This is a genomic window from Pseudomonas sp. GM17 (genome assembly GCF_000282175.2).
Taxonomy (GTDB): Bacteria; Pseudomonadota; Gammaproteobacteria; order Pseudomonadales; family Pseudomonadaceae; genus Aquipseudomonas; species Aquipseudomonas chlororaphis.
The window spans coordinates 484447-510307 of the sequence record NZ_CP124732.1; the positions used below are offsets into that span (position 1 = coordinate 484447).

Genomic DNA, 25861 nt, shown 5'->3' on the forward strand with positions numbered 1-25861 from the left:
AAAAAGATACTCTATTACTTCTGTTAACAAGAATTAGTTGCAATAATGACGGCCCATTTGTTCTCGGCCCTGCGAGGCCTAGAAGGACACTTACCCTTTTCCCTCTCAGGTCCGGCCAGCATGACACGCAATCAAATCTCCGCTTCGCCAACCCAACGCCCAAGCCCGCTGCGCGCCATGAGCGCGGCTGCAGCGTTGCTGTTCAGCCTGCTGCTGGCACCGACCGCGGCCTTCGCCGATGAGCAGGCCCCGGCTGGCGCCGCGACACCTGCGACACCTGCGGCAGCCCACGCGCCGGCCGACGCCACGGCGCCGGTAGCCACCCCGGTCGCTGCAGCACCGACACCTGCCGAAGGCGAAGCAGCCGTCGATGCACCTGAAGTCCTCGAAGCGGACAACTCCCTGGGCATGGCCCACGACCTGTCTCCCTGGGGCATGTACCAGAACGCCGACATCATCGTGAAGCTCGTGATGATCGGCCTGGCCATCGCCTCGATCATCACCTGGACCATCTGGATCGCCAAAGGCTTCGAGCTGATGGGCGCCAAGCGTCGCCTGCGCGGTGAAATCCTCAACCTGAAAAAGGCCACCACCCTCAAGGAAGCCAGCGTCACCGCCGCCAAAGAAGGCACCCTGGCCAACCTGCTGGTCCACGACGCCCTGGAAGAAATGCGCCTGTCGGCCAACAGCCGCGAGAAAGAAGGCATCAAGGAACGCGTCAGCTTCCGCCTCGAGCGCCTGGTAGCCGCCTGCGGCCGCAACATGAGCAACGGCACCGGCGTGCTCGCCACCATCGGTTCCACCGCGCCCTTCGTCGGCCTGTTCGGTACCGTGTGGGGCATCATGAACAGCTTCATCGGTATCGCCAAAACCCAGACCACCAACCTCGCCGTCGTCGCCCCCGGCATCGCCGAAGCTCTGCTGGCAACCGCCCTGGGTCTGGTCGCGGCCATTCCGGCGGTGGTCATCTACAACGTCTTCGCCCGCTCCATCGCCGGCTACAAGGCCCAGGTCTCCGACGCCTCCGCGGAAGTCCTGCTGCTGGTCAGCCGTGATCTCGATCACCTGCCGACCGCCGAGCGCTCTGCGCAACCTCATGTGGCCAAAGTAGGGTAATCCGCCATGGGCCTGCATTTGAAAGAAGGCGCAGAAGACGATCTCGCCGAAAACCACGAAATCAACGTCACGCCGTTCATCGACGTGATGCTGGTACTGCTGATCATCTTCATGGTCGCCGCGCCGCTGGCGACCGTGGACATCAAGGTCGATCTTCCGGCCTCGACGGCCAAACCGGCACCACGCCCCGAGAAACCGGTGTTTCTCAGCGTCAAGGCCGACCAACGCCTGTACCTCGGCGACGACGAAGTGAAGGCCGAAGCCCTCGGCGCCACCCTCGACGCCAAGACCCAGGGCAAGAAAGACACGACGATCTTCTTCCAGGCCGACAAAGGCGTGGATTACGGCGACCTGATGAGCGTGATGGATGCCCTGCGGGCCGCCGGATACCTGAAGGTCGGCCTGGTCGGACTTGAGACGGCTACCAAGAAATGATCACGACGCGCCAAAAACTGACGCGTTACAGCGGTAGCCTGGCCATCGTATTGGGGGTCCATGCGGTCGCGATCCTGCTCGCGCTCAACTGGAGCTCCCCCATGCCGGTCGAGCTGCCACCGCAGGCGATGATGGTCGAGCTGGCGCCGCTTCCGGCACCGCCTCCTCCCGCGCCGCCCAAGGTTGTGACGCCACCGCAGCCGCCGGCTCCGGTCGAAGAGTTGCCGCTGCCCAAACTCGCGGAAGCGCCGAAACCGACGATTTCCGTGCCCAAGCCGGTCAAACCCAAGCCCAAGCCTCAACCGCCCAAGCCGGTGGAGAAAAAGCCGGAACCGCCGAAGGAAAAGCCGAGCGAAGAGAAGCCTAGCGACGCTCCGCCGACGCCCACCGCGGCACCGTCCTCGGCACCTGCTCCGGGCCCGTCGCCGGCGCAGATCGCCGCCAAGGAAAGCTGGCAAGGCACGCTGCTGGCGCACCTGGCCAAGTACAAGAAGTACCCGCCGGGTGCCCAGGCGCGCGGCAAGGAAGGCCTGAACCGGCTGCGCTTCGTGGTCGACGCGCAAGGCAACGTGCTGTCCTATGAACTGGTAGGACGCTCGGGCAACGCCGATCTGGACCGGGCCACCCTGGAAATGATCCGCCGCGCCCAGCCGCTGCCCAAGCCGCCGGCGGACATGCTCAACAACGGCTCGATCGAGATCGTCGCGCCCTTCGTTTACTCCCTGGAGAAACGTCGCCGTTGACAGCACCAGCGCCTTTGTAGGAGCGAGCTTGCTCGCGATGAGGCCAGCGCAGCTACCGCCGGATAAGCGGGCATTTGGCCGCTTAGGCGGATCGCGAGCAAGCTCGCTCCTACAGGGCATGAGGGCGGCAGCGCAAACCTATTAAAGGCACCCAAAGGTGCCTTTTTGCTTTTCCAGGCATGACCGGCATGCATTGCCCGGTGTCACAGCGAGCATTGAGTCTGATAACGTGCGTCTATCGATTGCAGCCGGTATGCTTGGCCCGCAACCTCATGGACGTCCGCTATGACTCTTACTGAATTACGCTACATCGTTACCCTCGCCCAAGAGCAGCACTTCGGCCACGCGGCCGAGCGTTGCCATGTCAGCCAGCCGACCCTGTCGGTGGGCGTGAAGAAGCTTGAAGACGAACTCGGTGTGCTGATTTTCGAGCGCAGCAAGAGTGCGGTACGTCTGACGCCGGTCGGCGAAGGCATTGTCGCCCAAGCGCAAAAGGTCCTCGAACAAGCCCAGGGCATTCGCGAACTGGCCCAGGCCGGCAAGAACCAGCTGACCGCCCCGCTGAAGGTCGGCGCCATCTACACCGTCGGCCCGTACCTGTTCCCGCACCTGATCCCGCAACTGCACCGGGTCGCCCCGCAGATGCCGTTGTATATCGAAGAGAACTTCACCCACGTGCTGCGCGACAAGCTGCGCAACGGCGAACTGGACGCGATCATCATCGCCCTGCCGTTCAACGAAGCCGACGTGCTGACCCTGCCGCTATACGACGAACCCTTCTACGTGCTGATGCCCAGCACCCACCCCTGGACCCAGAAAGAGACCATCGACGCCAACCTGCTCAACGACAAGAGCCTGTTGCTGCTGGGCGAAGGCCACTGTTTCCGCGACCAGGTCCTGGAAGCCTGCCCGACCCTGACCAAGGGCAACGACGGCGCCAAGCACACCACGGTGGAATCCAGTTCCCTGGAAACCATCCGTCATATGGTCGCTTCCGGCCTTGGCGTCTCGATCCTGCCACTCTCGGCGGTGGACAGCCATCACTACGCTCCGGGCGTGATCGAAGTGCGGCCGCTGACCGCGCCCGTGCCGTTCCGCACCGTAGCGATAGCCTGGCGTGCCAGCTTCCCGCGGCCGAAAGCCATCGAAATCCTCGCCGACTCGATCCGCCTGTGTTCGGTGGCCAAGCCGCCTGCCGCGAGCTAAGCCGTCGCGATGACTGAGCTGTCGAACGTGCCGGTCACGGCACTCAAGGGCGTCGGCGAAGCCATGGCCGAAAAGCTGGCCAAGGTCGGCCTGGAGAACCTGCAGGACGTGCTGTTCCACCTGCCCCTGCGCTATCAGGACCGCACCCGCGTGGTGCCGATCGGCGCGCTGCGCCCCGGGCAGGACGCGGTGATCGAAGGCACCGTCAGCGGCGCCGACGTGGTGATGGGCAAGCGCCGCAGCCTGCTGGTGCGCCTGCAGGACGGCACCGGCGGGCTCAGCCTGCGCTTCTACCATTTCAGCAACGCGCAGAAGGAAGGCCTCAAGCGTGGCACCCGCGTGCGCTGTTATGGCGAAGCCCGCCCAGGCGCCTCGGGGCTGGAAATCTACCACCCGGAATACCGCGCCATCAGCGGCGATGAACCGCCGCCCGTGGACCAGACCCTGACCCCCATCTACCCGCTCACCGAAGGCCTGACCCAGCAGCGCCTGCGCATGCTGTGCCAGCAGAGCCTGGCCCTGCTCGGCCCGCGCAGCCTGCCGGACTGGCTGCCGCAAGAGCTGGCGCGGGATTACCAGCTGGCGCCGCTGGACGATGCGATTCGTTACCTGCATCACCCGCCGGCCGACGCCGATGTCGACGAACTGGCCCTGGGACACCATTGGGCCCAGCATCGCCTGGCGTTCGAAGAACTGCTGACCCATCAGCTGTCCCAGCAGCGCCTGCGCGAAAGCCTGCGCTCGCAACTCGCCCCGGCGCTGCCCAAGGCCACCCGACTGCCGGCGCTGTACCTGAAGAACCTCGGCTTTCCACCCACCGGCGCGCAGCAACGGGTCGGCAACGAGATCGCCTATGACCTCAGCCAGCCCGAGCCGATGCTGCGGCTGATCCAGGGCGACGTAGGGGCCGGCAAGACCGTGGTCGCCGCCCTCGCCGCCCTGCAGGCGCTGGAGGCTGGCTATCAGGTGGCCCTGATGGCGCCGACCGAGATCCTCGCCGAGCAGCACTTCATCACCTTCAAGCGCTGGCTCGAGCCGCTGGGGCTGGAAGTCGCCTGGCTGGCCGGCAAGCTCAAGGGCAAGAACCGCACAGCCGCCCTGGAACAGATCGCCGCCGGCGCGCCGATGGTGGTCGGCACCCACGCGCTGTTCCAGGACGAAGTGCAGTTCAAGAACCTGGCGCTGGTGATCATCGACGAACAACACCGCTTCGGCGTGCAGCAGCGCCTGGCCCTGCGCCAGAAAGGCGTGGGCGGACGCTTGTGCCCGCACCAACTGATCATGACCGCCACGCCGATCCCACGGACCCTGGCGATGAGTGCCTACGCCGACCTGGACACCTCGATCCTCGACGAGCTGCCCCCTGGCCGTACGCCGGTGAACACCGTGCTGGTGACCGACTCGCGGCGCGTCGAAGTCATCGAGCGGGTGCGCGCCGCCTGCGCCGAAGGGCGCCAGGCCTATTGGGTGTGCACGCTGATCGAGGAATCCGAAGAGCTGACCTGCCAGGCCGCGCAAACCACTTACGAAGACCTGAGCAGCGCCCTGGGCGAACTGCGGGTCGGCCTGATCCACGGGCGCATGAAGCCGACGGAAAAGGCCGAGGTCATGGGCCAGTTCAAGGCCGGTGAATTGCAGCTGCTGGTGGCCACCACCGTGATCGAAGTCGGCGTCGATGTGCCCAACGCCAGCCTGATGATCATCGAGAACCCCGAGCGCCTGGGCCTGGCCCAGCTGCACCAGTTGCGCGGTCGCGTTGGTCGGGGCAGCGCCGCCAGCCATTGCGTCATGCTCTACCATCCTCCCTTGTCGCAGATCGGCCGCCAGCGCCTGGGCATCATGCGCGAAACCAACGACGGTTTTGTCATCGCCGAAAAGGACCTGGAACTGCGCGGCCCCGGCGAGATGCTCGGCACCCGCCAGACCGGCCTGCTGCAATTCAAGGTCGCCGACCTGATGCGCGATGCCGACCTGCTGCCGGCCGTGCGCGATGCCGCCCAGGCCTTGCTCGAGCGCTGGCCGCACCACGTCAGCCCGCTGCTGGAGCGCTGGCTGCGCCACGGGCAGCAATACGGCCAAGTGTGAGCAGCGTCTCAGTTAAGGGGCGAATGCCCCGATCAAGCTGGTTATACTCCTGAAATTGTTTGAAAACGGATACAGACCATGACAGAAGTTGCCCTCGCCACCGCAGCCCCGCACGCTCCGTCTGTAATCCGGCTGCTGCTCGGCAAGCTGGACATCGGCTTCACGGAAGTCCTCGACCATCCTGGCCTGCCGGCCGCGCGCAAGGTACAGGCGGTCCTGCTGGACGACGCCGTCGGCGCGCTGATGGTGCTGTTCCCACAGAGCCAGTTGCTGGACCTCAACCGCCTCGCCGAACTGACCGGCCGCCGCCTGACCGCCGTCTCCACGGAACGCCTGGAGCGCATGCTCGGCAAACACAACCTGAGCCTGCTGCCCGGCCTGCCGGCGCTCACCAGCTCGCCCTGCCTGTATGACGAAAGCCTGCTGCGCGAGCCGACCCTGCTGATCAACTCCGGCGAGCCGGGCCTACTGCTGGAAATCACCAGCGACGCCTTCAAGGGCATGCTGAGCAAGGCCAGCGCCGGCAACTTCGGCGAGGCCCTGAGCAGCATCCGCCCGAACCTCGACCGTCCGGACGACGACCGCGAGGAAATCACCCAGGCGATGCAGGCCTTCACCGCCCGGCGCATCCAGCAACGCCTGGAAGCGACCATCGAGATTCCGCCGCTCGCCGAAACCGCGCAGAAGATCATCAAGCTGCGGGTCGACCCCAACGCCACCATCGACGACATCACCGGCGTGGTGGAAACCGACCCGGCCCTGGCCGCGCAAGTCGTCAGCTGGGCGGCTTCGCCCTACTACGCCTCGCCGGGCAAGATCCGCTCGGTGGAAGACGCCATCGTCCGCGTGCTGGGCTTCGACCTGGTGATCAACCTGGCGCTGGGCCTGGCCCTGGGCAAGACCCTGAGCCTGCCCAAGGACCACCCGCAACACAGCACACCGTACTGGCAGCAGTCGATCTATACCGCCGCCGTCATCGAAGGCCTGACTCGCGCCATGCCGCGCGCCCAGCGCCCGGAAGCCGGCCTGACCTACCTCGCCGGCCTGCTGCACAACTTCGGCTACCTGCTGCTGGCCCACGTCTTCCCGCCGCACTTCTCGCTGATCTGCCGCCACCTGGAGGTCAACCCGCACCTGTGTCACAGCTACGTCGAACAGCACCTGCTGGGCATCAGCCGCGAACAGATCGGCGCCTGGCTGATGCGCTACTGGGACATGCCGGACGAGTTGTCCACCGCCCTGCGCTTCCAGCACGACCCAAGCTACGACGGCGCCTACGCCGAATACCCGAACCTGGTGTGCCTGGCCGTGCGCCTGCTGCGCAGCCGCGGCATTGGCTCCGGCCCTGTCGAAGACATCCCTGAAGCCCTGCTCGAACGCCTCGGCCTGTCCCGCGACAAAGCCGAAGACGTGGTCAGCAAAGTCCTCGAAGCCGAAGTGCTGCTGCGCGAACTGGCCTCGCAGTTCAGCCAGCACTGACACCCAGAAAAAAGCCCCGCTCCCGTAGGAGCGAGGCTTGCCCGCGATCATCTTGCGGCGTGTATACCGCTCGCCTTCAAGCCTTCGGCTTGGCCTTCTTCGGCTTCAGGTACTTGGTCAGCCCCTGGAACCAGATCACCAGCGCCGGGTTGCCCTTGATCTGGATCGACTTGTCCTGAATCCCGGTCATAAAGGCCAGTTGCTTGTTCTTCGCCTGCATCGTGGCAAAACCATAGGCCGCATCCTTGAAGGCAATGGCGAATGCTGGCTCGGGATACACACCCGCCTTGCTGGTAATCCGCTGATCCTTCACCCGGAAATGCCGCGCCACCTTGCCATCCAGCGTCTGCAGCTGGAACACCAGTTCCTTGTCACCCAACTGCTGCTGGAACGCCGGATTGGTCCGACTGGCCTTGCCCATCAACAGCCCCAGCATCCACAGAAGAAAACGAAATTTCATGCGCAAAGCCCCAAAGGAAAAATGAACGGCTGGCGCAGTGTAGCGGCTTCGGAGGGGAACGCCACCGTTATGCAATGTTAAGGGAAGATGAGTGCGTTATTGGGGATTATGACTACCAAGTCACACTCATTTACCAGCAACCTTACAAATCGGGCGAGAAGCGGTCCGCTTATAGCCCTGTGAATCCTGAAACCTGATCCTCATCCACTCCTCGGCCAGGCAATAGCCAGCACTCCAGACAACAGGCTCAAGGCGAGCAGTACTTTGGCAATCAGGAACGCAACGTCAACGGAATCGGAGATCCTCCCACTGCCGCTTGCCCCGCCAGCAATGCCAGCCAACCCAAGTAACGTGCTGAGTATCGAGATCGCTAGCAGTAAGATCGCCAGTACCGTGAATATCTTATGCATTGTGCGGCTCCTTTATCGGGACGGCCCATAAGTTGCGCTTTGATGATTCGCATAGGCTCGTTGAAGCTATTTTTTCGGGATGTTTCTCGTTATGGGTTTTCTTTTAATAATCGTCATCACGTCCGGTCGGCTTCCAGTTGATGTCTTTGTCGGCGTGATAGCCCTGCACAGGGTTCGGTGGCAGTGGGTGGTCTTTGGCCAGATTGGGGAAGAGCAAGTCTGGATTATTGGCTAGCTCCCTGGATACTTTGTAGTATGCATCTTCAGTCTTCTTGTCTTTATTATAAGAAAACTTACCATTTTGAAATACATCTTCTATTTCCATGGCACCTTTCCGCTCACCTAGAGCTGCAGCTCTTTGATAATAATGCAAGGCAACAGGGTAGTTTCTATCCAAGATCTCGTAGTATGTGGCCAACTCATAATTTGCACTTGCATCGTTCTGATCTGCAGCACAGCGTAGGTAGGAAACCCCCAGATCTCTTTTCTTGGCCTCATAAATATAGATATTCCCTAACCTGACTTGAGCCATAGGACTACCTACATCTCCCGCCTTGAGCAAATATATTACTGACTGCTTATCAGACTGCACCACACCGACGCCTCTTTTGGTCATTACACTCATATCGTAATAACCCAGCGGTACCTGTAGCTTGATCATTTCCAGATACAAGTCAATAGCCTTGTTCGTATCCTTAACAACCCCATCACCACGTAAGTATAGCTCTGCAAGATTGTGCATTGCTTTCCAATGGTTCTTTTCTACAGCCTGCTGGTACAGGCTGGCCACTTTGCTCCAATCGGCCGGACGCTCTTTGCTAAGCACCCGAGCTTGTTTAAACCATTGGTCTGCTTGCTGGTCCAGGGGTGGAGCAATATCTTTTTCATGAACACACTTGAAATCGTATGCCATGGAAAAGCCACTACCGCCCAATAGCACAACAGCCAACAGTGCTTTAATAGTCGTCATCACGTCCGGTCGGTTTCCAGTTGATGTCTTTGTCGGCGTGATAGCCCTGAATAGGGTGCGGTGGAAGTGGATGGTCTTTGGCCAAATTAGGAAATCGGAGATCAGGATCTTTATATAGCCGACTAGAAATATCACTGTAGGTATTTGCTATTTTTTCATTTCTCACATACCCAAAGTCGCCATCCCTGAAAGTATTTTCAATTAACAACGAGCCTTTTTTCAAACCTAGAGCCGCAGCATTTTGATAATAATGCATGGCGACAGGGTAATTCTTGTCTACTACTTTATAGTATGCGGCAAGTTCGTAATTCGCCTCGGCGTCATTCTGATGTGCCGCGCAACGCAGATAAGACTCGCCGAGCTTATCTTTATTTAATTCATATATATATATATTACCCAGCCTAGTCTGGGCTAGCGGGCTACCCAAGTCACCCGCCTTGAGCAAAAAATTCATAGCATCTCTATTTGACTGAACTACCCCAACACCTCTCTGAGTCATCACACTCATATCATAATAACCCAACGGAACTTGTAGTTTGACCATATGCAAATATAGATCGATGGCTTTATTTGTATTTTTGGTTACGCCATCACCACGGAGGTATAGCTCTGCTAAGTTATGCATTGCTTTCCAATGGTCTTTATCTACTGCTTGCTGATAGAGACCAGCAATTTTTACCCAGTCAGGAAGTCTCTCTTTACTCATACCCCTTGCCTGCTTAAACCATTGATCGGCTTGCTGATCAAGAGGGGGAGCCGTATTAATTTCATGGACACACTTGAATTCATCAGCCATAGCTGCTCCAAAAAAACAAAAGAACAAAAAAGATAAATATTTAATCAAGGGCTTTTGCATAAGGTGTCACCACGTCCCAAAATCTGACCAAATTTCCATTAAGCGGTAAGTTTTTCTTCTGATTTCTCCAGTTATCAGTTACCACTTGCTCCCAATTTTCATAATCGAATGCAATGTTCTCACTTAAGCTGCTTTTGCTCGTATTGATTGCTTTCCCCGAATGCATCCCCCACAACCGCTCCCGCCAGGTCCGGGTGGTTTGCGGGCTTGGCATGGCGATATTCAGTTCGGAGTCGGAGTTCAGGCTGCGTTCGTTGATGTTGGCGGAGCCCAGGGTGAAGAAGAGGTCGTCCACCAGCAGCAGCTTGCTGTGTACATAGATGGACTTGTACTGCGCCATTCCTTGTTCCGGGCCGAGATGTTCGGTGATATCGCGTTCGGTCTGGCGCTGCTCGCGCGTCTTGGCAGTAGCGGTTTCGCCGCCGTCCTTGCAACTGACCAGAGTCGCGACAATGATTTTCAACCCCTTGGGCGGCAGCATCTCCGGCTCCAGTTCGCGAGCCGCGGCCTGGTTGTAGTGTTTGTTGGGGTCCATGGCCAGGAGTTCATCGGCGCGACTCGGATCGATACCCTGCTCATGCATTTGCGTCTGTACCTTGGCCAGCTCCTGATCGCGTGTCGGCGATTCGTCGCGGGCCTTCAGTTCGCGCTGGCGATAGGCAAGCTGGCGTTGATCGTAGAGCAGGTCGCGGTGGGCCAGGGGCATCAGTTCGCCCTGGCCAAGGGTGTCGAGCATCTCGTAGGTGGAACTGGAGAAATGCCCGCTCTCCGGGTTGTTGGTGACCACGAACAGGTGCAAGTCCTGTTGTTTGCCGGCAGCGACATAGTCGGCGGCAACTTTCTTCAGGCGTTCGGCCAGCGGTTTGTAGCGGAAGTATTGGTTCTCGATATAGGCGTACTGATGCACATTGCCCAGGGCCTTTTCATATACCTCGAGAATGGTTTTTTCCGGGCCTTCTTCCGGTTGAGTCCGGCAAATCTGCGCGGGCTCTCCACCATCGAGGATCAGGCTCAGTGGTTTGACCGACGACCGCTCGTGATTCAGGGTCCCCTTGAAGACACGGCGTATCCAACTGCTGCTCTTGTCCCAGGCATTGCAGAAATTGTGATTGAGATCGAACAGCACCGGACCGCGTACAAATAGGGAAAGGTCCTGCCAGGGGCCGAAGCCCAGATCGCGCTTGCCGGCTGCATCGTCATAGGCGTGGGCGGTGGTGTCCCAGTAGTTGCGCTGCAGATTGTGGCCCATCACAAGACCTTTCGCTTTTTGCGGGTCCATGTAGTCGACCACCAGGGTTTTCTGGTGATGGCTGGGAAATAGGCTCAGGGCCAGCATCTGCATGAAGGGCACATCGTGAGACTCGTCCTTGAGCAGTCGCCACAGGATGGCAAGACGCCCCCAATGCATGCGCAGGCCATTTTGATCGTCGTAGGTCAACTCTCCTACGAGTTTGAAGTCCCGCGTACGAAACTCGATATTGCGGGCTTCGCGGCTGTGTACCCAGCGATACCAATCTCGGGTCTCGACCTGTTCGTTCGGGGCTTGAACCGTCCCTCCCGAATCACGGCCCTTGGTGTAGCCGCTGTCCAGGGCATCCAGGCTTTGCTGGATGTCGATCAGACGGTCGCGCGTGGCTCGTCGGCCGGCCTCGTCGTTTGCCGGAAGTTTTTCCAGGCGTGCCTGCTCCTGCTGCTGTTTTTCCAGGAGCTTTTTCCGTTTTTCACCCAGGGCGCTGGTGTCAGCCGGCTTGCCCGCGGTCATTCCGGAACCCATCGATGTTCCGCCGGCGCCGCTCCAGCCCTCGCCGATCACCGAGTTTTCACCGAGCTGGGCCAGCCGGTTGTTCCAGATCAGTACCCGTACCTCGACACCACTTTCGGCCTTCTGCCTGAGCAGTTTTCCCAGACTGGGGCTGTCGGTCGAGGCCCGGTCGAGACGCAATCCCGGGTCGAAGCCCCAACTGATAAGGTCAATGCTTTTCGTAGCTGCCTGGATGCATTCATAGACCTTCTTGAAGGCTTCCTCGCCACACACCAGCGGCGTCACCACGTTGCCTGCCGGACGTGGCGGGCTTAGCGGATTGTTCTTGTGGGCGAACCAATCCGAAGTCAGGGTTGCGGCGCTTTCTTCAAGCGAGATCGACAGTTTCTGATCGAGGTATGTCATGGAGTGCTTCCTTTACTCTTCCTGCTCGCTTTGATCCGCCCACAATTGGCGGAACGCCTCACTGCTGCTCAACGCCTCCAGAGAGGCAGCCGCACCCGGGAAGTCGCGATATCCCTCACGCCCCAGGCGCTCACTGCGTTGGCGCGTCTGTTCGGTCGAGGTTTCGCTCATGTCCAGGTTGAAACGGTGTCCGTTCACCGTTTCCACCGAATAGTTGCGGGTACCGGGAATATGCTGGAAAAGCACATTGCCCTTCTCGTCGCTGAAGCCTTTGTCGATCAGTGCGCCATCGGCGTAGAGCTGATAGGGCTCATCCGGATACCCCGGCATGTTGGGCAACGGGGAAATACGAATGCACAGCTGACCCGGCACGGTTTCTTTCGCCGGGTTGGCCAATGCTTCCTCCATCAGGCTGCCAGCCTTGTCCGCATCGGCCGCCCCTGGCAGACCCGGTATCTTGATGCCAATCCCCGTCCCACTCCCCGCCGAGCCCCCGGCATTGATCTTCACCACCGGCCCCACCACTGTGACGCCGCCGGCATCCAGCTTGATAAAGCTGCCGCCGGCCTTGATCGTCAGTTCGCTGCCCGCCTCGATCACCATCTTGGCGCCAGCCTTGAGGTGGATTTCCTGGCCGGCTTTGGTCAGTTGCGCGGTGCCGAGTTTGATGTGCTGGTTTTCGCCCACGGTGAGGTGGTCGTCGACCTTGGTTTCGGTCTTGCGGTCGGCGTGGGTGATGCGGTGTTCTTCGGCCTTGAGCTCGGTGTAGGTGTTCTTCACCACGGTGTCGTGGCGTTCATGGCCGATGCGGATTTTCTGGTCGTGCTCGATGTTTTCATCCCAGTCGCGCTGGGCGTGGATGAAGATCTGCTCGGCGCCTTTTTTGTCTTCGATGCGCAGTTCGTTGAAGCCGGCGCCGCCCGGCGAGCTCATGGACTTGAACACGGTGCGGGTCTTGTTCGCCGGCAGGGCGTAAGGCACCGGGTGTTCCTTGTGGTACAGGCAACCGGTGATCAACGGCTGGTCGGGGTCGCCTTCGAGGAAGGTCACCAGCACTTCCATGCCGATGCGCGGGATGACGAGGGCGCCGTAGCGGTCGCCGGCCCAGCTGGAGGACACGCGCAGCCAGCAGCTGGTCTTGTCGTCGGCTTTGCCTTCGCGGTCCCAATGGAATTGCACCTTGACCCGGCCGTACTGATCGCAGTGGATTTCTTCGCCCTTGGGGCCGGTGACTACGGCGGTCTGGCTGCCGAGGACGCGGGGTTTCGGGTGGTTCAGGGCCGGACGGTAGAACACCTGCCAGGGTGTGGCGAGGAAGCGGTTGCGATAGCCCTGGTGGAAGTCGTCCTTGTTGTCGGTAGTGTCGCTGGTCACCGACTCTTCCAGCACCTGCGGCTGCTTACCTTCGTGGACGATATGGGTCAGCAGCCACAGGTCGTTCCACTCGCTGCGCGGGTGCTCGGACAGTTCCAGGAAGTGGCCACTGACCAGCCGTGTCTGGTCGCCCCAGCCTTCGGCCTGCTGGTAGTCGGCGCGGTGGCGTTCGAGGGCGCGCTGGCTGAGGAACTTACCGCGCGCGCGGTCGGTGAAACGGCCCGGGTAGTCGTAGTCTTCCAGGTCCGGCTCTTCACTGTCGGTCTCGGGTTTATAGGCCGCTTCCAGTTGCAGGCGCGGCTTCTCGAAGTCGTAGTCGCGGCGAGTAGTACGGCGGGTGCGGGTTTCCAGGCGCAGGTTGAAGCCCTTGATCACCGGCTCGTCGGCGACCATGCCGCTGCCCTGGATATAGGCGGTGGGCTGGCCGAGTTTGGGGAATACGGTCTGGTCGTCACCGAACACCAGCAGGTGGCCCTGCGGGCTGTGCTGGAAGTGGTAATGCAGGCCTTCCTCTTCGCACAGGCGCTGGATGAAGTGCAGGTCGGTCTCGTCGTACTGCACGCAGTAGTCGCGCTCCGGGCACGGGGTGCCGAGCTGGAACCGGTAGGCGTTGCCCTGGATGCCGTGCTCTTCGAGGATCAGCGCGATGATCTTCGGCGCCGACAGCTGCTGATAGATGCGCTGGTTGGTGCGGTGTTCGAGGTAGGCCAGCTGCGGTACCAGCGACACCTGGTAGCGGGTCAGGCGCTTGCCGGCATCGCCCTGGGCCACGCGGTAGATCTGGCCGTGGATGCCACTGCCTTGCGGATCAAACGCTAGAAAAGCCTGCTTGTGCAGCAGGGTTTCCAGGTCCAGGTCGGGGTTCTCGCTGACCAGCTCCAGATCGAAACGGAACGGCTGGCTGATGCCTTCGATCCCCTCGAAAGACAGCACCTGCAAGTCACCCTGGAAGTCGTCGACCGTCAGGCTGAAGTGGGTTTCATTGGAAGGATTGAACATAGCTTGCTCCCTGCTTGGTGATCATCCATGACATCGGTGGCGCTATGAAAAGGTGGTCCTCAGAATACAGACGCTATCAAGTAGAACGCATAACGATTGTAGGAAAACACCGAGCATCGGCAGGATGATTCCTAATTTGATACGCGACTCACAAAGATCTGCCTGACGCTGCCGCCAAAGCCCACTGAACACGTCGAAAATACATCGTCATAAAATGCGGTAATCCTGTCATTGCAGCTGCCCAGCCTCCCCGCTATCCTTCCGCCGTCGCTGCAAAATCAGCGGCCGGGCTTGGTAACCCGACGAGTAAACGGCGCGTAAGCGCCCTCCATAACGAATGCTGGCGCTTTTTTTGCGCCTGCATTTTCGTTATGGCAGCTGTGCGCGGGAGACCTTCGGGTCTGCCGGGCTCGTTTACCCCGGTTTACCAACCTGCGTACAGCTGCCACCCATTCGCTTGGTAACGAAGTGGCGGCTATAACCCAGTAAACGGAGTTACTGCCATGTACATCACCCATCAGCCCAAGATCCACCCTCTGCAAACAGCAGGAGGTGAGCAATGACCAGCACCATCAAAACCATCGGCATCGTCACCTTCGCCGACTGCGGCGAAAAAGAACAAAGCTTGTTCCGCGTCAATCCAGATATCCCAGCTCGGGAAGCCTTGGAGCATGCTTCCAACCTGTTCTACTACGCCAAGAAACTCATGCTCGATGCCGCGATGGAGGAGCAAGGAGAGCGTTATGCTTGGCCAGCTTACTATCTGTGCGAAATGGGCAAAGCTGTAGTGGATGACCTTTCGAATGCCATTTCGCCAAGTCAGTAAAAACAGTACTCAATGAACATTTGATACATAGAAGGCAAGCCATTAAAACTAATGGCTTGCCTAGTGTAATCTCAGAGAGTCACTCAATAGATCGGCATTTGAAAACGCATCCTAGACAAACACCGCTCAGTAGCTTCACCATAAATTTTCTGTGTCATCACACAGTTCTTTTTGGCATATTCAGACCAGCCCGATCCAAAATCCATATCTCCGCCCACATATGCAACAGCTTTAGCATAATCCATAGAGGTTGCTTTTTTATTCACAATGGATACCGCTTTATAGAACCCATCCCCAATGACTCCAGTTCGCAGATATACAATTTCATTTACACGAAAGCTCGTAAACTGGTTCAAACAAGAAAGTCTTTCAATGGGAGCTTCTTGACCGGAAGACTCCTCATCCTCATCATTACATTGCTCGTCCCTCAGACGAATCCAGCTTTTTTGTGCAGAAACCAAGTCAGCCTTAAAATCAGAGGCTAGCTCATCAGAAAGAGCTTTATATTGCTCATTCAAAATCTTATCGATTTTTGAAAGAGAAGCTTGAGAGCAACGCACTATATCTGCGTTTACTGTTGTATTAGCATCACACTTAGTATCTGCCATCACTGGGCTAGCGAACATCATTAGACACCCTAAAAACGCCGTAGCCTTACCAGTTATCTCCAGCAATTGCATTTCAGTGCCTCCTCGAAAAATACTGCTTCTTTCTCACGCCTCGTAACGAGACCACTAGTCGATGAATTATTCTCCCATAGCCTTTTCATGCTACGAAAGCGGGAGGGTATTAACTCAGGTTTGCCAGCATCAAAATCTTCTTTTATCTGCTTCATTTCTAAGCGCTTTTCTGCTTTAGCTGGAGTAGTGCCACTTAAAGCATTGCCCCGGTTAATGACAAGAGACAACAAGGCCCCTTGGCAATCAGGATGCAGGTTTATTGCTTGAGGATAGACATCAACGACCTGCTGGGCATATCTTTTCTTCATAATTAGCGCAAGCTTCAGCGCATTATCTTTACTTATAGAAATAGAGCTCACATTGTGAACATAGTCACGAGCATCTTGTCCTTTTTTACCCAACGCGCCTTTAAGGCTTGTTATTTCATCAGCGGTATACAAACCCTCAAGATCATTATCCACTGACGTCGCAGTTTGTTGTCCCAGGTCATAGCCATAACCAATAGTTACACCACTATTATTATCAGACAACGCATAAGGATGCTCTCTATAAGCTTCAATCTCCAAAATAAACTCGAAAAGTTTTTTAGAGACTACATATTTCCCCACGGTTGTTTGCAATTCATGCACTGTAGCCTTACATTTTTCCGGGCACCCGGAAGCAAAATTCCCCAGCAGGCCTACAGGGTGAATATGCCAAACTTTCTCATCCCCCGCGATACATCCCTTCTCAATTAATTCACGGAGCCATTTCAACTTACCTATGCGAGCCTTCTCTTCCACCCACTCTTTATGAGGATTCGAATTACTATGCCCCATCAACTCATCCAATGAGTCCCACTTCGCTGCCTTGTAATCCCACTCACTCTCATACTTGATAATCATCTGTGAGACCGGTTGGGCAAACCAAGGCTTGCTTAGGGCATTTCTTATCTCTTCCGGTGGAAGTTTCGTGTCGCGATTTCGATCAAGGATGGTGTAGAGAGATTGTTTTGTCGGACCTGCCCCGGCAGTCACGATATTTGGGTGGTAAGCCTTGCGCTCTTCATCCGTCATATTCTCTTGCGCATGAAGAAAATCTGCGTAGAGATCGACATTGCTCCCAGTTTCTTCAATGAAGGTGAAGTTTTCCCATTCAAAAGGCGAGTGGCGGTACAACGTGGTGTTAGGCTCGGCAAACCAGCCATCGATGCTCTCTCCTTGAGCATCGGCGAGTAGCCCTTCCAGATGCCACCACTGCGTATAGGTAGTGACTCCATTCATCACCACCGGCGCTTTGATTTTTTTCTCGGCAGGCAGGGCTTCCAATACGCTCACAGGAATGAGCAGACCATAACCGACCTTTTTGCTAGCATCGTTCGCTTTGGGGGGATTGCTAGCATTCATACCCGGCACATGAGTAATCAGCGGGGTGTCTGGCAGGATTTTGACCAGTGTCTTTTCTGTTGCTGGCAGTCTGACGGCCTGCTCTTTGGTCTGGTCGATGAAAGCCTTGATGTCCTCACAGCTAAACACTTCCAGATGCAGCAAGTTTTTCGGAGCAGCGTCCGAGTAGTTCTGATACTTCCCCACATGTCCGATGAGTTCACCGGCTTTGATTTTATGAACCGGTGTCAACGGGACAATCGTCCCCGGGGTTTTGGGCTCGCTTTTTGCCTCCAGAGAATCGAGCGAAACATATCCAGGCAATGTTCCATCTGCCCCCAGCGTTAAAGCAGGGACGGATTCGCCGGTGACGATTTCCAACAATTTGCGATATTTGTTGGCCGTGGGCTCATCGCTGATTTTGATTTGTGTACCTGCCGGCAGAAAGCCTAAAGGCAGTCCATGGGTGACGGCACTACGGACGTACGCCCCTTTTTGCTGCCCTGGAGGAACGTCGTTGGCCTGCTCTCCTACAAAGTAAATATCTCCGGACAGGTGCTTCATTTCCCCCTTGAATATCCAGCCGGTATTCGCTGGCAGAGTTGCAACTTCAGGGGTGACACTGACAATCTCGAGCCATTTCTGTGTAGCCGGAGCCGGCTTGGTGGTTACGGTGGTGCCACGGGGTAGAACCGTTAATACCGGCGTCTGCTTAGAGTTACCGCTGCGAACTCGCAGCCCTAACGACTTGTCTGGCGCATTTGCTTTCACTTGATAAGAGCCCTTACCCCAGAACGCAGGCCTCTTAAGCGCAGGACTGGCCTTGTAACCCTCCCAGTCCAGCAGATGCATGTATAGGCTGAAGAAGGTGAGGCTTGGACCGGCTGCTGGTGGTGGGCTGCCTGCTGGAGCAGGAGGCGCAGGCAGCTCAAGACGGTGTTTAACCAACACGAAACCGGTCGAGAATACTGACGGCGTTGAACCGTAATTCGAGGTCGGGTACTTCTCATCAATTCGATAAGCGACCACCTCGCCATCGGCGATGCAACGAACTTCGCTCTTGTCTGCGATTAACCCGGTGTCCTCATCGAAATGAACACCTCCGTGCCACAAGCCATTGGAACCAAGCGGGTAATACCCATCCTTGGCCTTGGCCAAAGCCTTGTAATACTGCATCGAATCTGTGACCTCTGAAGCTCCAGCTTTCAGAGGGTATGCCCACTTTTCAACCTTGCTGCTTGTTGTCTCTGCCATAACTACTTACCTGAATCCTGATCCTTGGTGGCTTGGGCGCTTTTCAAGGCCTGTTAACCAGAAAAATTGAGCATCCGTTTCGGCTTGCGCTTAGCCTGCTCTGCCACCGCATTCACCAACGCCTCATCCATCAAACTCCCCGCCTTGTCCTTGTCCACCAACCCCGGCAATGTCGGCGGCTTAATACCAATCCCCGTCCCGCTCCCCGGCGAGCCCCCCGCGTTGATCTTCACCACCGGCCCCACCACTGTGACGCCGCCGGCATCCAGCTTGATAAAGCTGCCGCCGGCCTTGATCGTCAGTTCGCTGCCCGCCTCGATCACCATCTTGGCGCCAGCCTTGAGGTGGATTTCCTGGCCGGCTTTGGTCAGTTGCGCGGTGCCGAGTTTGATGTGCTGGTTTTCGCCCACGGTGAGGTGGTCGTCGACCTTGGTTTCGGTCTTGCGGTCGGCGTGGGTGATGCGGTGTTCTTCGGCCTTGAGCTCGGTGTAGGTGTTCTTCACCACGGTGTCGTGGCGTTCATGGCCGATGCGGATTTTCTGGTCGTGCTCGATGTTTTCATCCCAGTCGCGCTGGGCGTGGATGAAGATCTGCTCGGCGCCTTTTTTGTCTTCGATGCGCAGTTCGTTGAAGCCGGCGCCGCCCGGCGAGCTCATGGACTTGAACACGGTGCGGGTCTTGTTCGCCGGCAGGGCGTAAGGCACCGGGTGTTCCTTGTGGTACAGGCAACCGGTGATCAACGGCTGGTCGGGGTCGCCTTCGAGGAAGGTCACCAGCACTTCCATGCCGATGCGCGGGATGACGAGGGCGCCGTAGCGGTCGCCGGCCCAGCTGGAGGACACGCGCAGCCAGCAGCTGGTCTTGTCGTCGGCTTTGCCCTCGCGGTCCCAGTGGAATTGCACCTTGACCCGGCCGTACTGATCGCAGTGGATTTCTTCGCCCTTGGGCCCGGTGACCACCGCGGTCTGGCTGCCCAGCACCCGAGGTTTCGGGTGGTTCAGGGCCGGGCGGTAGAACACCTGCCAGGGCGTGGCGAGGAAGCGGTTGCGGTAGCCCTGGTGGAAGTCATCCTTGTTGTCGGTGGTGTCGCTGGTCACCGACTCTTCCAGCACCTGCGGCTGCTTACCTTCGTGGACGATATGGGTCAGCAGCCACAGGTCGTTCCACTCGCTGCGCGGGTGCTCGGACAGTTCCAGGAAGTGGCCACTGACCAGCCGTGTCTGGTCGCCCCAGCCTTCGGCCTGCTGGTAGTCGGCGCGGTGGCGTTCGAGGGCGCGCTGGCTGAGGAACTTGCCGCGCGCGCGGTCGGTGAAACGGCCCGGGTAGTCGTAGTCTTCCAGGTCCGGCTCTTCACTGTCGGTCTCGGGTTTATAGGCCGCTTCCAGTTGCAGGCGCGGCTTCTCGAAGTCGTAGTCGCGGCGAGTAGTACGGCGGGTGCGGGTTTCCAGGCGCAGGTTGAAACCCTTGATCACCGGCTCGTCGGCGACCATGCCGCTGCCCTGGATATAGGCGGTGGGCTGGCCGAGCTTGGGGAACACCGTCTGGTCGTCGCCGAACACCAGCAAGTGGCCCTGCGGGCTGTGCTGGAAGTGGTAATGCAGGCCTTCCTCTTCGCACAGGCGCTGGATGAAGTGCAGGTCGGTCTCGTCGTACTGCACGCAGTAGTCGCGCTCCGGGCACGGGGTGCCGAGCTGGAACCGGTAGGCGTTGCCCTGGATGCCGTGCTCTTCGAGGATCAGCGCGATGATCTTCGGCGCCGACAGCTGCTGATAGATGCGCTGGTTGGTGCGGTGTTCGAGGTAGGCCAGCTGCGGCACCAGCGACACCTGGTAGCGGGTCAGGCGCTTGCCGGCATCGCCCTGGGCCACGCGGTAGATCTGGCCGTGGATGCCACTGCCTTGCGGATCAAACGCTAGAAAAGCCTGCTTGTGCAGCAGGGTTTCCAGGTCCAGGTCGGGGTTCTCGCTGACCAGCTCCAGATCGAAACGGAACGGCTGGCTGATGCCTTCGATCCCCTCGAAAGACAGCACCTGCAAGTCACCCTGGAAGTCGTCGACCGTCAGGCTGAAATGGGTTTCATTGGAAGGATTGAACATAGCTTGCTCCCTGTTCGATGGTCATCCGTTACGCCGATGGAACCAGCGTTGCAGCCAGGACGAGTCCGCGCGCATGGCGTCGCGCAATGCTTGGGCGGAGATGGTGCGCTGCGCCACGTCGAAGGCCAGCGCCGCACGCAGGGCTGGCCAACAGTGTCTGGGTAAATGCCTAGGCGCTTGCAGCGAGCGGTCCAGGCATTCGTCGCGGGCCTGGGTCGACGGCAACCGGCGATACGGGTGCTTGCCGCAGGCCAGTTCATAGATCACACAGGCCACCGCGTACAGGTCGGCACTGGCCGACAAGGCGCCGCCCTCCAGCAATTCGGGGGCGGCATAGCCGGGCGTCCAGGCGTTGAAGCGGCTGCGGCTCAGTTGCGGCAGGCCAGGAAGGATGCCCTCCTCGGCCTGGCTCAGGCCGAAGTCGAACAGCCGCACGCCGTCTTCGCAGAGCATCACGTTGCTCGGCTTCAGGTCGCCGTGCAGCACACCGCGAGCGTGGCTGTACGCCAGGGCATCGAGCAGTGGCCGCACCACATCGCGCAGCTCTTTCCACGGCAGCCCCAATGGCCGCTCGCAGAGCAGTTTGTCCAGGGTCAGGCCGCGCATCAGCTCCATGGTGATGAAGGCGCGCTGGCACTGGGTGTCCACCTCGAAGCTGTGCAGGCGCACGACGTTCGGGTGGCGCAGGCGTCGGGTCAGGGCGAACTCGCTGTAGAGCAAGGCGCTGGCATCCGGCGTCTCGGAGAATTCTTCGCTCATGACTTTGAGCGCTATATAAGGGTCGGGATCGCCGAACTGCTCATGCAGCAGGTCCCGCGCGCGGTAGACCGCGCCCATGCCACCGGCCCCGAGCAGGCGCTCGAGGCGGTAACGTCCGGCCAATACGTTCGGCAACCCGCCCACCGGCGCCACGGCCTGGGCCTTGGAACGGGGGCGGTTCCTGGAGCGGTTGCGACCCTTGCCCTTGGCCTTGGGCGCCACGGGACGCGGCGCCTCATTGGCCTTGGCGAAGGCGAAATAGGTCAGGTTGCTGGCCTCTTCCTCGCTCATCAGGATGTTATCCAGACCGGATTTGAGATCACTCATTGGCGGATCACCACGGCGGTCAGATTGTCCCGCGCCGAACCACGCAGGGCGCCGTCGAACAGACGCTCCAGCGCCACCTGCGGCGAAGCCAGGCTCAAGGCATTGCCCAGCGCATCGCTAGTCAGGCCCTGGTACAGGCCGTCGCTGCACAGCAGGAAGGCATCGCCGGGGTAGACCTGCAACTCCAGCACATCCAGGGTCAGCTGCTCGCTGGCGCCCACCGCCCGGGTCAGGGCATTGGCCGCCGGATGGGCCCGCGCCTGCTCGACGCTCATCTGCTGCTCGTCGATCAGTTGCTGCTGCAGCGAATGGTCCTTGGACAGCTGGTACAGACGCTGCCCGCGCCACAGGTAACAACGACTGTCGCCGGCCCAGATGCACGCCGCGCGGTCGCCTTCGAGCAACAGCGCGACCACGGTGCTGCCCATGATGCTGTCGTGGCGCTCGGCGGTGACAGTCAACTCCTGACCCAGGCGCCGGTTGAGCCAGTGCAGGCACTGGCGCAGGCCCTTGAGCCGCTCGTCGAAGCTGTCTTGCGCCGGCAACTCGGCCAGGCTGGCGACGATCAACTGGCTGGCGATGTCGCCACCCTGATGCCCGCCCATGCCGTCCGCGACCACCCAGAGCCCCTGCTCCGGACAGTCGAGGAAGGCATCTTCGTTGCGCGCCCGAACCTTGCCCGGGTCGGTGCGCGCAGCGCTGCGCCAGGTACTGGCAACCAGCATCAGAGCTGCACCGGCATACGGAAGGTACGCAGCACACCCATGTCGAACGGGTTCGGCGTGCGCTGGCTCATCAGCAGGTAGTTGGCGCGCAGGCCGCCCAGGTCGGCCTTGAGCACCAGCACGTCACGGCCGGTCAGGTACTCGGTCTGCATCAGGTCGAACAGACGGAACAGCGACCAGGGGCCGGTGTTCTTTTCGATACCCACCGGGCGCCCGGCCATCTTGTCCAGCACCAGGCTGGTGCGGCCGTCTTCGGCATCGGTCGGCCACTTGAAGGACACCGGCACGATCGGGCCGTGGCGGTACTCCATGGTCTTGTCGCCGAAACGGAACTCGGAACGGCTCACCGCCGGGTCCAGGGTGTAGGGCTCCAGCTTGAACTGCACCTGCGGCTCCGCCGGGTTCTCCGAGAAGAAGCTCTGGCGGATCACCTGGGCCGCGGCCATCTGGTCGAGGTAGACCTTGGACATCGGCAGGCTATGGCCGTCGATGCTGCGCAGGCGGTAGTTGCCTGGATCGCCGCTGACGAAAGGCCGCATGTAGGTTTCGAAGAAGCGATCGGCGATGCCCTGGGCCTTGAAGAACTCGCGGAAGTCGCTGATCGCGACATCGCTGGTGCTGTGGGCACTGAACGGATAACGCTTGCTGATGGCCTTGCCGTAGAAGCTGTACAGCTCGCTCTGATAACGCTGGTTCAGGTACTGGTAGGAGTCGTTGAGCACCAGGCGCCAGGTGTCTTCCGCCAGCACGTTGAACCACACGCTCACCGGACGCGGCAGGCGCACCGAGGCGTTGCGCAGGTTGCTCAGGGCATCGCGCTGGCCGCTCATGCGGGTCTTGGCCATTTCGAACGCCGCCTGCTCGGGCGCGCTGGCACGGGCCAGGCCGGCCAGTTGCAGTTGCAGGTCGTTCAACGCTTGCAGCGCTGGCGTCAGGTCCGCCGCCGGGCCGTTGTTGTCATCCAGCAGGCGGTGCAGCGGTTCGAAGCGACGTTGCAGCGACTTCTTCGCGGTGTCCGGCAGGTTCTTGGCCAAAGCTTCCTGGGCCTTGCCCGCGGCAGCCGCCGCGACCTTGCCCAGCGCCCCGCCCTTCTCGGCGGCTTTATCCGCCGCGGCGGTCACGTCTTCGGCGCTTTCGGCGATGGCCTGGAAGCGGGTGTTCTCACGCACTTCCACCAACAGTTGCAGCACCGGCGAGTTGGCCGAGGTCAAGCCGGCGACCTGATCGGCGCCTTCGCCGGCATCGTTGAACGGCTGCAGGCCAACCTGGCCCACCGCTTCGCTCCAGAAGTTGGCGTAGTCGCGGAAGTACAGCTGCTCCAGCTCCACCATCAGGCGGCGCAGGTCCATGCCGCTGATGCCGCTGCCTTCGCCCAGCACCCAGTTGTCACGCAGGATATCGGTGACCAGCGCCGTGCCCTGGACCGAGAAATACTGCTGATAACCCTGCTGGGTGTAGAAGCCCGGGATCGCATAGTCGGTGCCGACGAACAGGCTGCCCTGCGGCCCCAGGTGCTGGCTCAGGCGGTACTCCGGCAGGCTCCGCGCCTGTTCGCGCAGCACGCGATAGACCACGTTGGCCAGCGACTCGCTGCGCAGCACCTGGCGCGCCTGGGCCACCAGCGTGTCGTTGAGCGGGTAGCTGAACGGCAGCTTGAGCAGGCGTTCGAAGTGCGCGCCCAGGCCGTTCTGCACCGCGGTGTTGCCGGCGTAGCGCGTCGACCAATCAGTGGCCACCCAATCCTTGAGCCAGGACGGATCACGGCGATCCTGCATGTTCAGCATCAGGTACGCCCGCAGGCTGTTGAGCAGGCGGTCGCGGTCGCGCATGTTGCTGCGGATCTGCCCTTCGAGCATCTGCGCCACCCGAGGCAACAGCTGGGCTTGCAGCTCACGCTCGTAGGCGCTGAGCACCACCGGGTTGCTTTCCTCGCCCTGGTACAGGCCGACCCGCTCGTGCAGCGAGACGTCGCCCTTGGCCGGGAACACCTTGGTGGCTTCGAAGCTGGTGTCGAGGGTCTTGAGCGCCGCCATCGCATCGTCACGGGCGGTCAGCACGGTGCGCTGCTGGTTCCAGTTCTGCGCCAGGGAGCGCAGGTTTTCCAGGCGCTCGTAGTTGGCGGAGAAACCGCCGGCCCAGAGCAGGCCGAACAAGGCCAGGGCCACCAGCGCGCCAACGTACAGCGCACGCTGGCCCCAATGGATGCGATTACGCTCGCGCTTGTCCAGGCCAGCCAGGTCGGCCTCGGGGAAAATCACCCGGCTCAGCAGGTGGTGAATGAAGCGCGAACGGCCGCTGCGCAGGGTCGGCAGCACGCCGGCCGCCATGCCCAGGCTGGCGCCGATGCTGGCGGTGTCGGGGTCGAGCTTTTCGGTCAGGTGCGGTGCGCTGGTCAGGTAGAAACCGCGCAGCTGGCTGGCCCGCTGGTAGCGGTTGCCGGTGAACGCCATGTCGACGAACAGGCACAGGCGCTCGCCGATCTGGCCCAACTGGTGCGGGAAGTCGAGGATGCGGCCACGGCGCTGGGTGTCGCGCTCCTGGTGCATGCGCATGATCACCTGGCTGTTCAGGCGGCGCAGCAGCTCTTCGAACTCCTGGCGCAGCACGGCGACGTCGGTGCCGTTCTGTTCCTTGCGGAAGCTGGTGCCGAGCACCTGGTCGCTTTCCTCGCGGCTCAGCTGGTCGAAGAACTCGTCGAAGCCCAGCAACTGGTCGGCCTTGCTCAGCACCAGGTACACCGGCACATCGACATGCAGTTTCTGGTGCACGTCCTGCAGGCGCGCGCGGACCTGGCGCGCCAGGGTCTCGAGATCCTGCTCGTTGCCGCTCAGCAGCAGCTCCACCGGAATGGTCACCAGCACGCCATTGAGCGGACGCCCGCGACGGCGCTTGCGCAGCAGGTTGAGCAAGGTGCTCCAGGCGCTGGCGTCGACTTCCGCGTCGGGCTGGGTCAGGTAGCGGCCGGCGGTGTCGATCAGCACGCCATGGTCGGCGAAGTACCAGTCGCAATGCCGGGTGCCGACGGTGTCGCGGGTCAGCTTGCGGTCGATCTTGTTGATCGGGAACTCAAGGCCCGAGAAGTCCAGCAGGCTGGTCTTGCCGCTGCTCTGCGGACCGATCAGCAGGTACCAGGGCAGGTCGTTGCGCCAGCGCTCGCTGCGCCCGCGGTACAGGCTGGAGGTTTTGAGGGTGCGCATGGCTTCCTTGAAGCGGCTGCGCAGCTCTTTCTGTTCCTCGTCGATCAGCTCTTCGCGGCGCAGGCGTTCCTGGCCGTCTTCGCTGTCTTCCATTTCTTTCTTGCGGACCCCGGCGCGCCAGCTGACGAAGACCATGGTCAGGCCCCAGATCAGGAACAGCACGCTGATGGTCAGCAGGCGCGAGGTCGCGCTTTCCCAGAACTTGTAGTCGTTGACCGCCAGCAGCGGCCCGACGAACCACACCAGCAGTGCCACGAACAGCACCAGCAACAGCGTCCAGACCCACGTCTTGCGCAGGAAGGCGCCGACTTTCTTGAAGAAGTTTTTCATCAC

Annotated in this window: 19 protein-coding genes; 7 read left to right on the forward strand and 12 right to left on the reverse strand. The window is 60.0% G+C overall.

What is annotated here, in order from left to right; genetic code table 11:
• Positions 1-120: 120 nt before the first annotated feature.
• From exbB to PMI20_RS02270, 6 genes are all read left to right on the forward strand, one after another.
• Positions 121-1116, forward strand: a complete 996-nt coding sequence (gene exbB / locus PMI20_RS02245) for a tonB-system energizer ExbB (RefSeq protein WP_007921139.1) — start codon at positions 121-123, stop codon at positions 1114-1116.
• Between the two features lie 6 nt (positions 1117-1122).
• A complete protein-coding gene (gene exbD, locus PMI20_RS02250; RefSeq protein WP_007921142.1) occupies positions 1123-1551 on the forward strand; it encodes a TonB system transport protein ExbD in 429 nt (142 codons plus the stop codon).
• Positions 1548-2294, forward strand: coding sequence for an energy transducer TonB family protein (locus tag PMI20_RS02255; RefSeq protein ID WP_007921144.1), 747 nt, complete (start codon positions 1548-1550; stop codon positions 2292-2294). The genes exbD and PMI20_RS02255 overlap by 4 nt, the downstream gene beginning before the upstream one ends.
• A gap of 285 nt (positions 2295-2579) precedes the next feature.
• On the forward strand, positions 2580-3500 hold the full coding sequence (locus PMI20_RS02260; RefSeq protein WP_007921147.1) for a hydrogen peroxide-inducible genes activator: 921 nt from the start codon (positions 2580-2582) through the stop codon (positions 3498-3500).
• A 9-nt stretch (positions 3501-3509) separates the two neighbouring features.
• The gene (gene recG, locus PMI20_RS02265) at positions 3510-5585 is read left to right on the forward strand and encodes an ATP-dependent DNA helicase RecG (RefSeq protein WP_007921149.1); all 2076 of its coding nucleotides are present in this window, start codon (positions 3510-3512) and stop codon (positions 5583-5585) included.
• A 78-nt stretch (positions 5586-5663) separates the two neighbouring features.
• Positions 5664-7064, forward strand: coding sequence for an aminoacyl-tRNA deacylase and HDOD domain-containing protein (locus PMI20_RS02270; RefSeq protein WP_007921151.1), 1401 nt, complete (start codon positions 5664-5666; stop codon positions 7062-7064).
• Between the two features lie 76 nt (positions 7065-7140).
• Here PMI20_RS02270 and PMI20_RS02275 read toward each other — a convergent pair whose 3' ends face one another.
• The 6 genes from PMI20_RS02275 to PMI20_RS02300 form a co-directional block, all read right to left on the reverse strand.
• Positions 7141-7524: a hypothetical protein gene (locus tag PMI20_RS02275; protein ID WP_007921172.1), complete on the reverse strand. Its 384-nt coding sequence runs from the start codon at positions 7522-7524 to the stop codon at positions 7141-7143.
• 200 nt (positions 7525-7724) lie between these two features.
• Positions 7725-7934 carry a hypothetical protein gene (locus PMI20_RS02280; protein ID WP_007921173.1) on the reverse strand — a complete coding sequence of 70 codons (210 nt, stop codon included), beginning with the start codon at positions 7932-7934 and terminating at the stop codon, positions 7725-7727.
• A gap of 103 nt (positions 7935-8037) precedes the next feature.
• Positions 8038-8904 (reverse strand): tetratricopeptide repeat protein, encoded by an 867-nt coding sequence (locus PMI20_RS02285; RefSeq protein WP_037033713.1) that lies wholly within the window; start codon positions 8902-8904, stop codon positions 8038-8040.
• Positions 8891-9760: a tetratricopeptide repeat protein gene (locus PMI20_RS02290; RefSeq protein ID WP_238543401.1), complete on the reverse strand. Its 870-nt coding sequence runs from the start codon at positions 9758-9760 to the stop codon at positions 8891-8893. Before PMI20_RS02290 ends, PMI20_RS02285 begins: the two co-directional genes overlap by 14 nt.
• Complete coding sequence (locus PMI20_RS02295) at positions 9741-11927, reverse strand: phospholipase D-like domain-containing protein (protein WP_007921176.1); 2187 nt, start codon at positions 11925-11927, stop codon at positions 9741-9743. Before PMI20_RS02295 ends, PMI20_RS02290 begins: the two co-directional genes overlap by 20 nt.
• Positions 11928-11939: 12 nt before the next feature.
• Positions 11940-14300: a type VI secretion system Vgr family protein gene (locus tag PMI20_RS02300; protein ID WP_284171516.1), complete on the reverse strand. Its 2361-nt coding sequence runs from the start codon at positions 14298-14300 to the stop codon at positions 11940-11942.
• Positions 14301-14859: 559 nt separating this feature from the next.
• Here PMI20_RS02300 and PMI20_RS02305 point away from each other — a divergent pair.
• Positions 14860-15126 carry a DUF3077 domain-containing protein gene (locus tag PMI20_RS02305; protein ID WP_007923700.1) on the forward strand — a complete coding sequence of 89 codons (267 nt, stop codon included), beginning with the start codon at positions 14860-14862 and terminating at the stop codon, positions 15124-15126.
• 83 nt (positions 15127-15209) lie between these two features.
• Here the strand turns inward: PMI20_RS02305 and PMI20_RS02310 are convergent, their stop codons facing one another.
• The 6 genes from PMI20_RS02310 to tssM are packed head-to-tail and all read right to left on the reverse strand — an operon-like array spanning position 15210 to position 25858.
• On the reverse strand, positions 15210-15806 hold the full coding sequence (locus PMI20_RS02310) for a lysozyme inhibitor LprI family protein (RefSeq protein WP_007923698.1): 597 nt from the start codon (positions 15804-15806) through the stop codon (positions 15210-15212).
• The gene (locus PMI20_RS02315) at positions 15788-18424 is read right to left on the reverse strand and encodes a pesticin C-terminus-like muramidase (protein ID WP_007923697.1); all 2637 of its coding nucleotides are present in this window, start codon (positions 18422-18424) and stop codon (positions 15788-15790) included. The genes PMI20_RS02310 and PMI20_RS02315 overlap by 19 nt, the downstream gene beginning before the upstream one ends.
• Before the next feature lie 53 nt (positions 18425-18477).
• Positions 18478-20520, reverse strand: coding sequence for a type VI secretion system Vgr family protein (locus PMI20_RS02320; protein ID WP_284171518.1), 2043 nt, complete (start codon positions 20518-20520; stop codon positions 18478-18480).
• A gap of 21 nt (positions 20521-20541) precedes the next feature.
• Positions 20542-21606: a serine/threonine-protein kinase gene (locus PMI20_RS02325; RefSeq protein ID WP_007930263.1), complete on the reverse strand. Its 1065-nt coding sequence runs from the start codon at positions 21604-21606 to the stop codon at positions 20542-20544.
• Complete coding sequence (locus tag PMI20_RS02330) at positions 21603-22331, reverse strand: PP2C family protein-serine/threonine phosphatase (protein ID WP_007930264.1); 729 nt, start codon at positions 22329-22331, stop codon at positions 21603-21605. The genes PMI20_RS02325 and PMI20_RS02330 overlap by 4 nt, the downstream gene beginning before the upstream one ends.
• Positions 22331-25858, reverse strand: coding sequence for a type VI secretion system membrane subunit TssM (gene tssM, locus PMI20_RS02335; protein WP_007930265.1), 3528 nt, complete (start codon positions 25856-25858; stop codon positions 22331-22333). Before tssM ends, PMI20_RS02330 begins: the two co-directional genes overlap by 1 nt.
• Between the last annotated feature and the right edge of the window lie 3 nt (positions 25859-25861).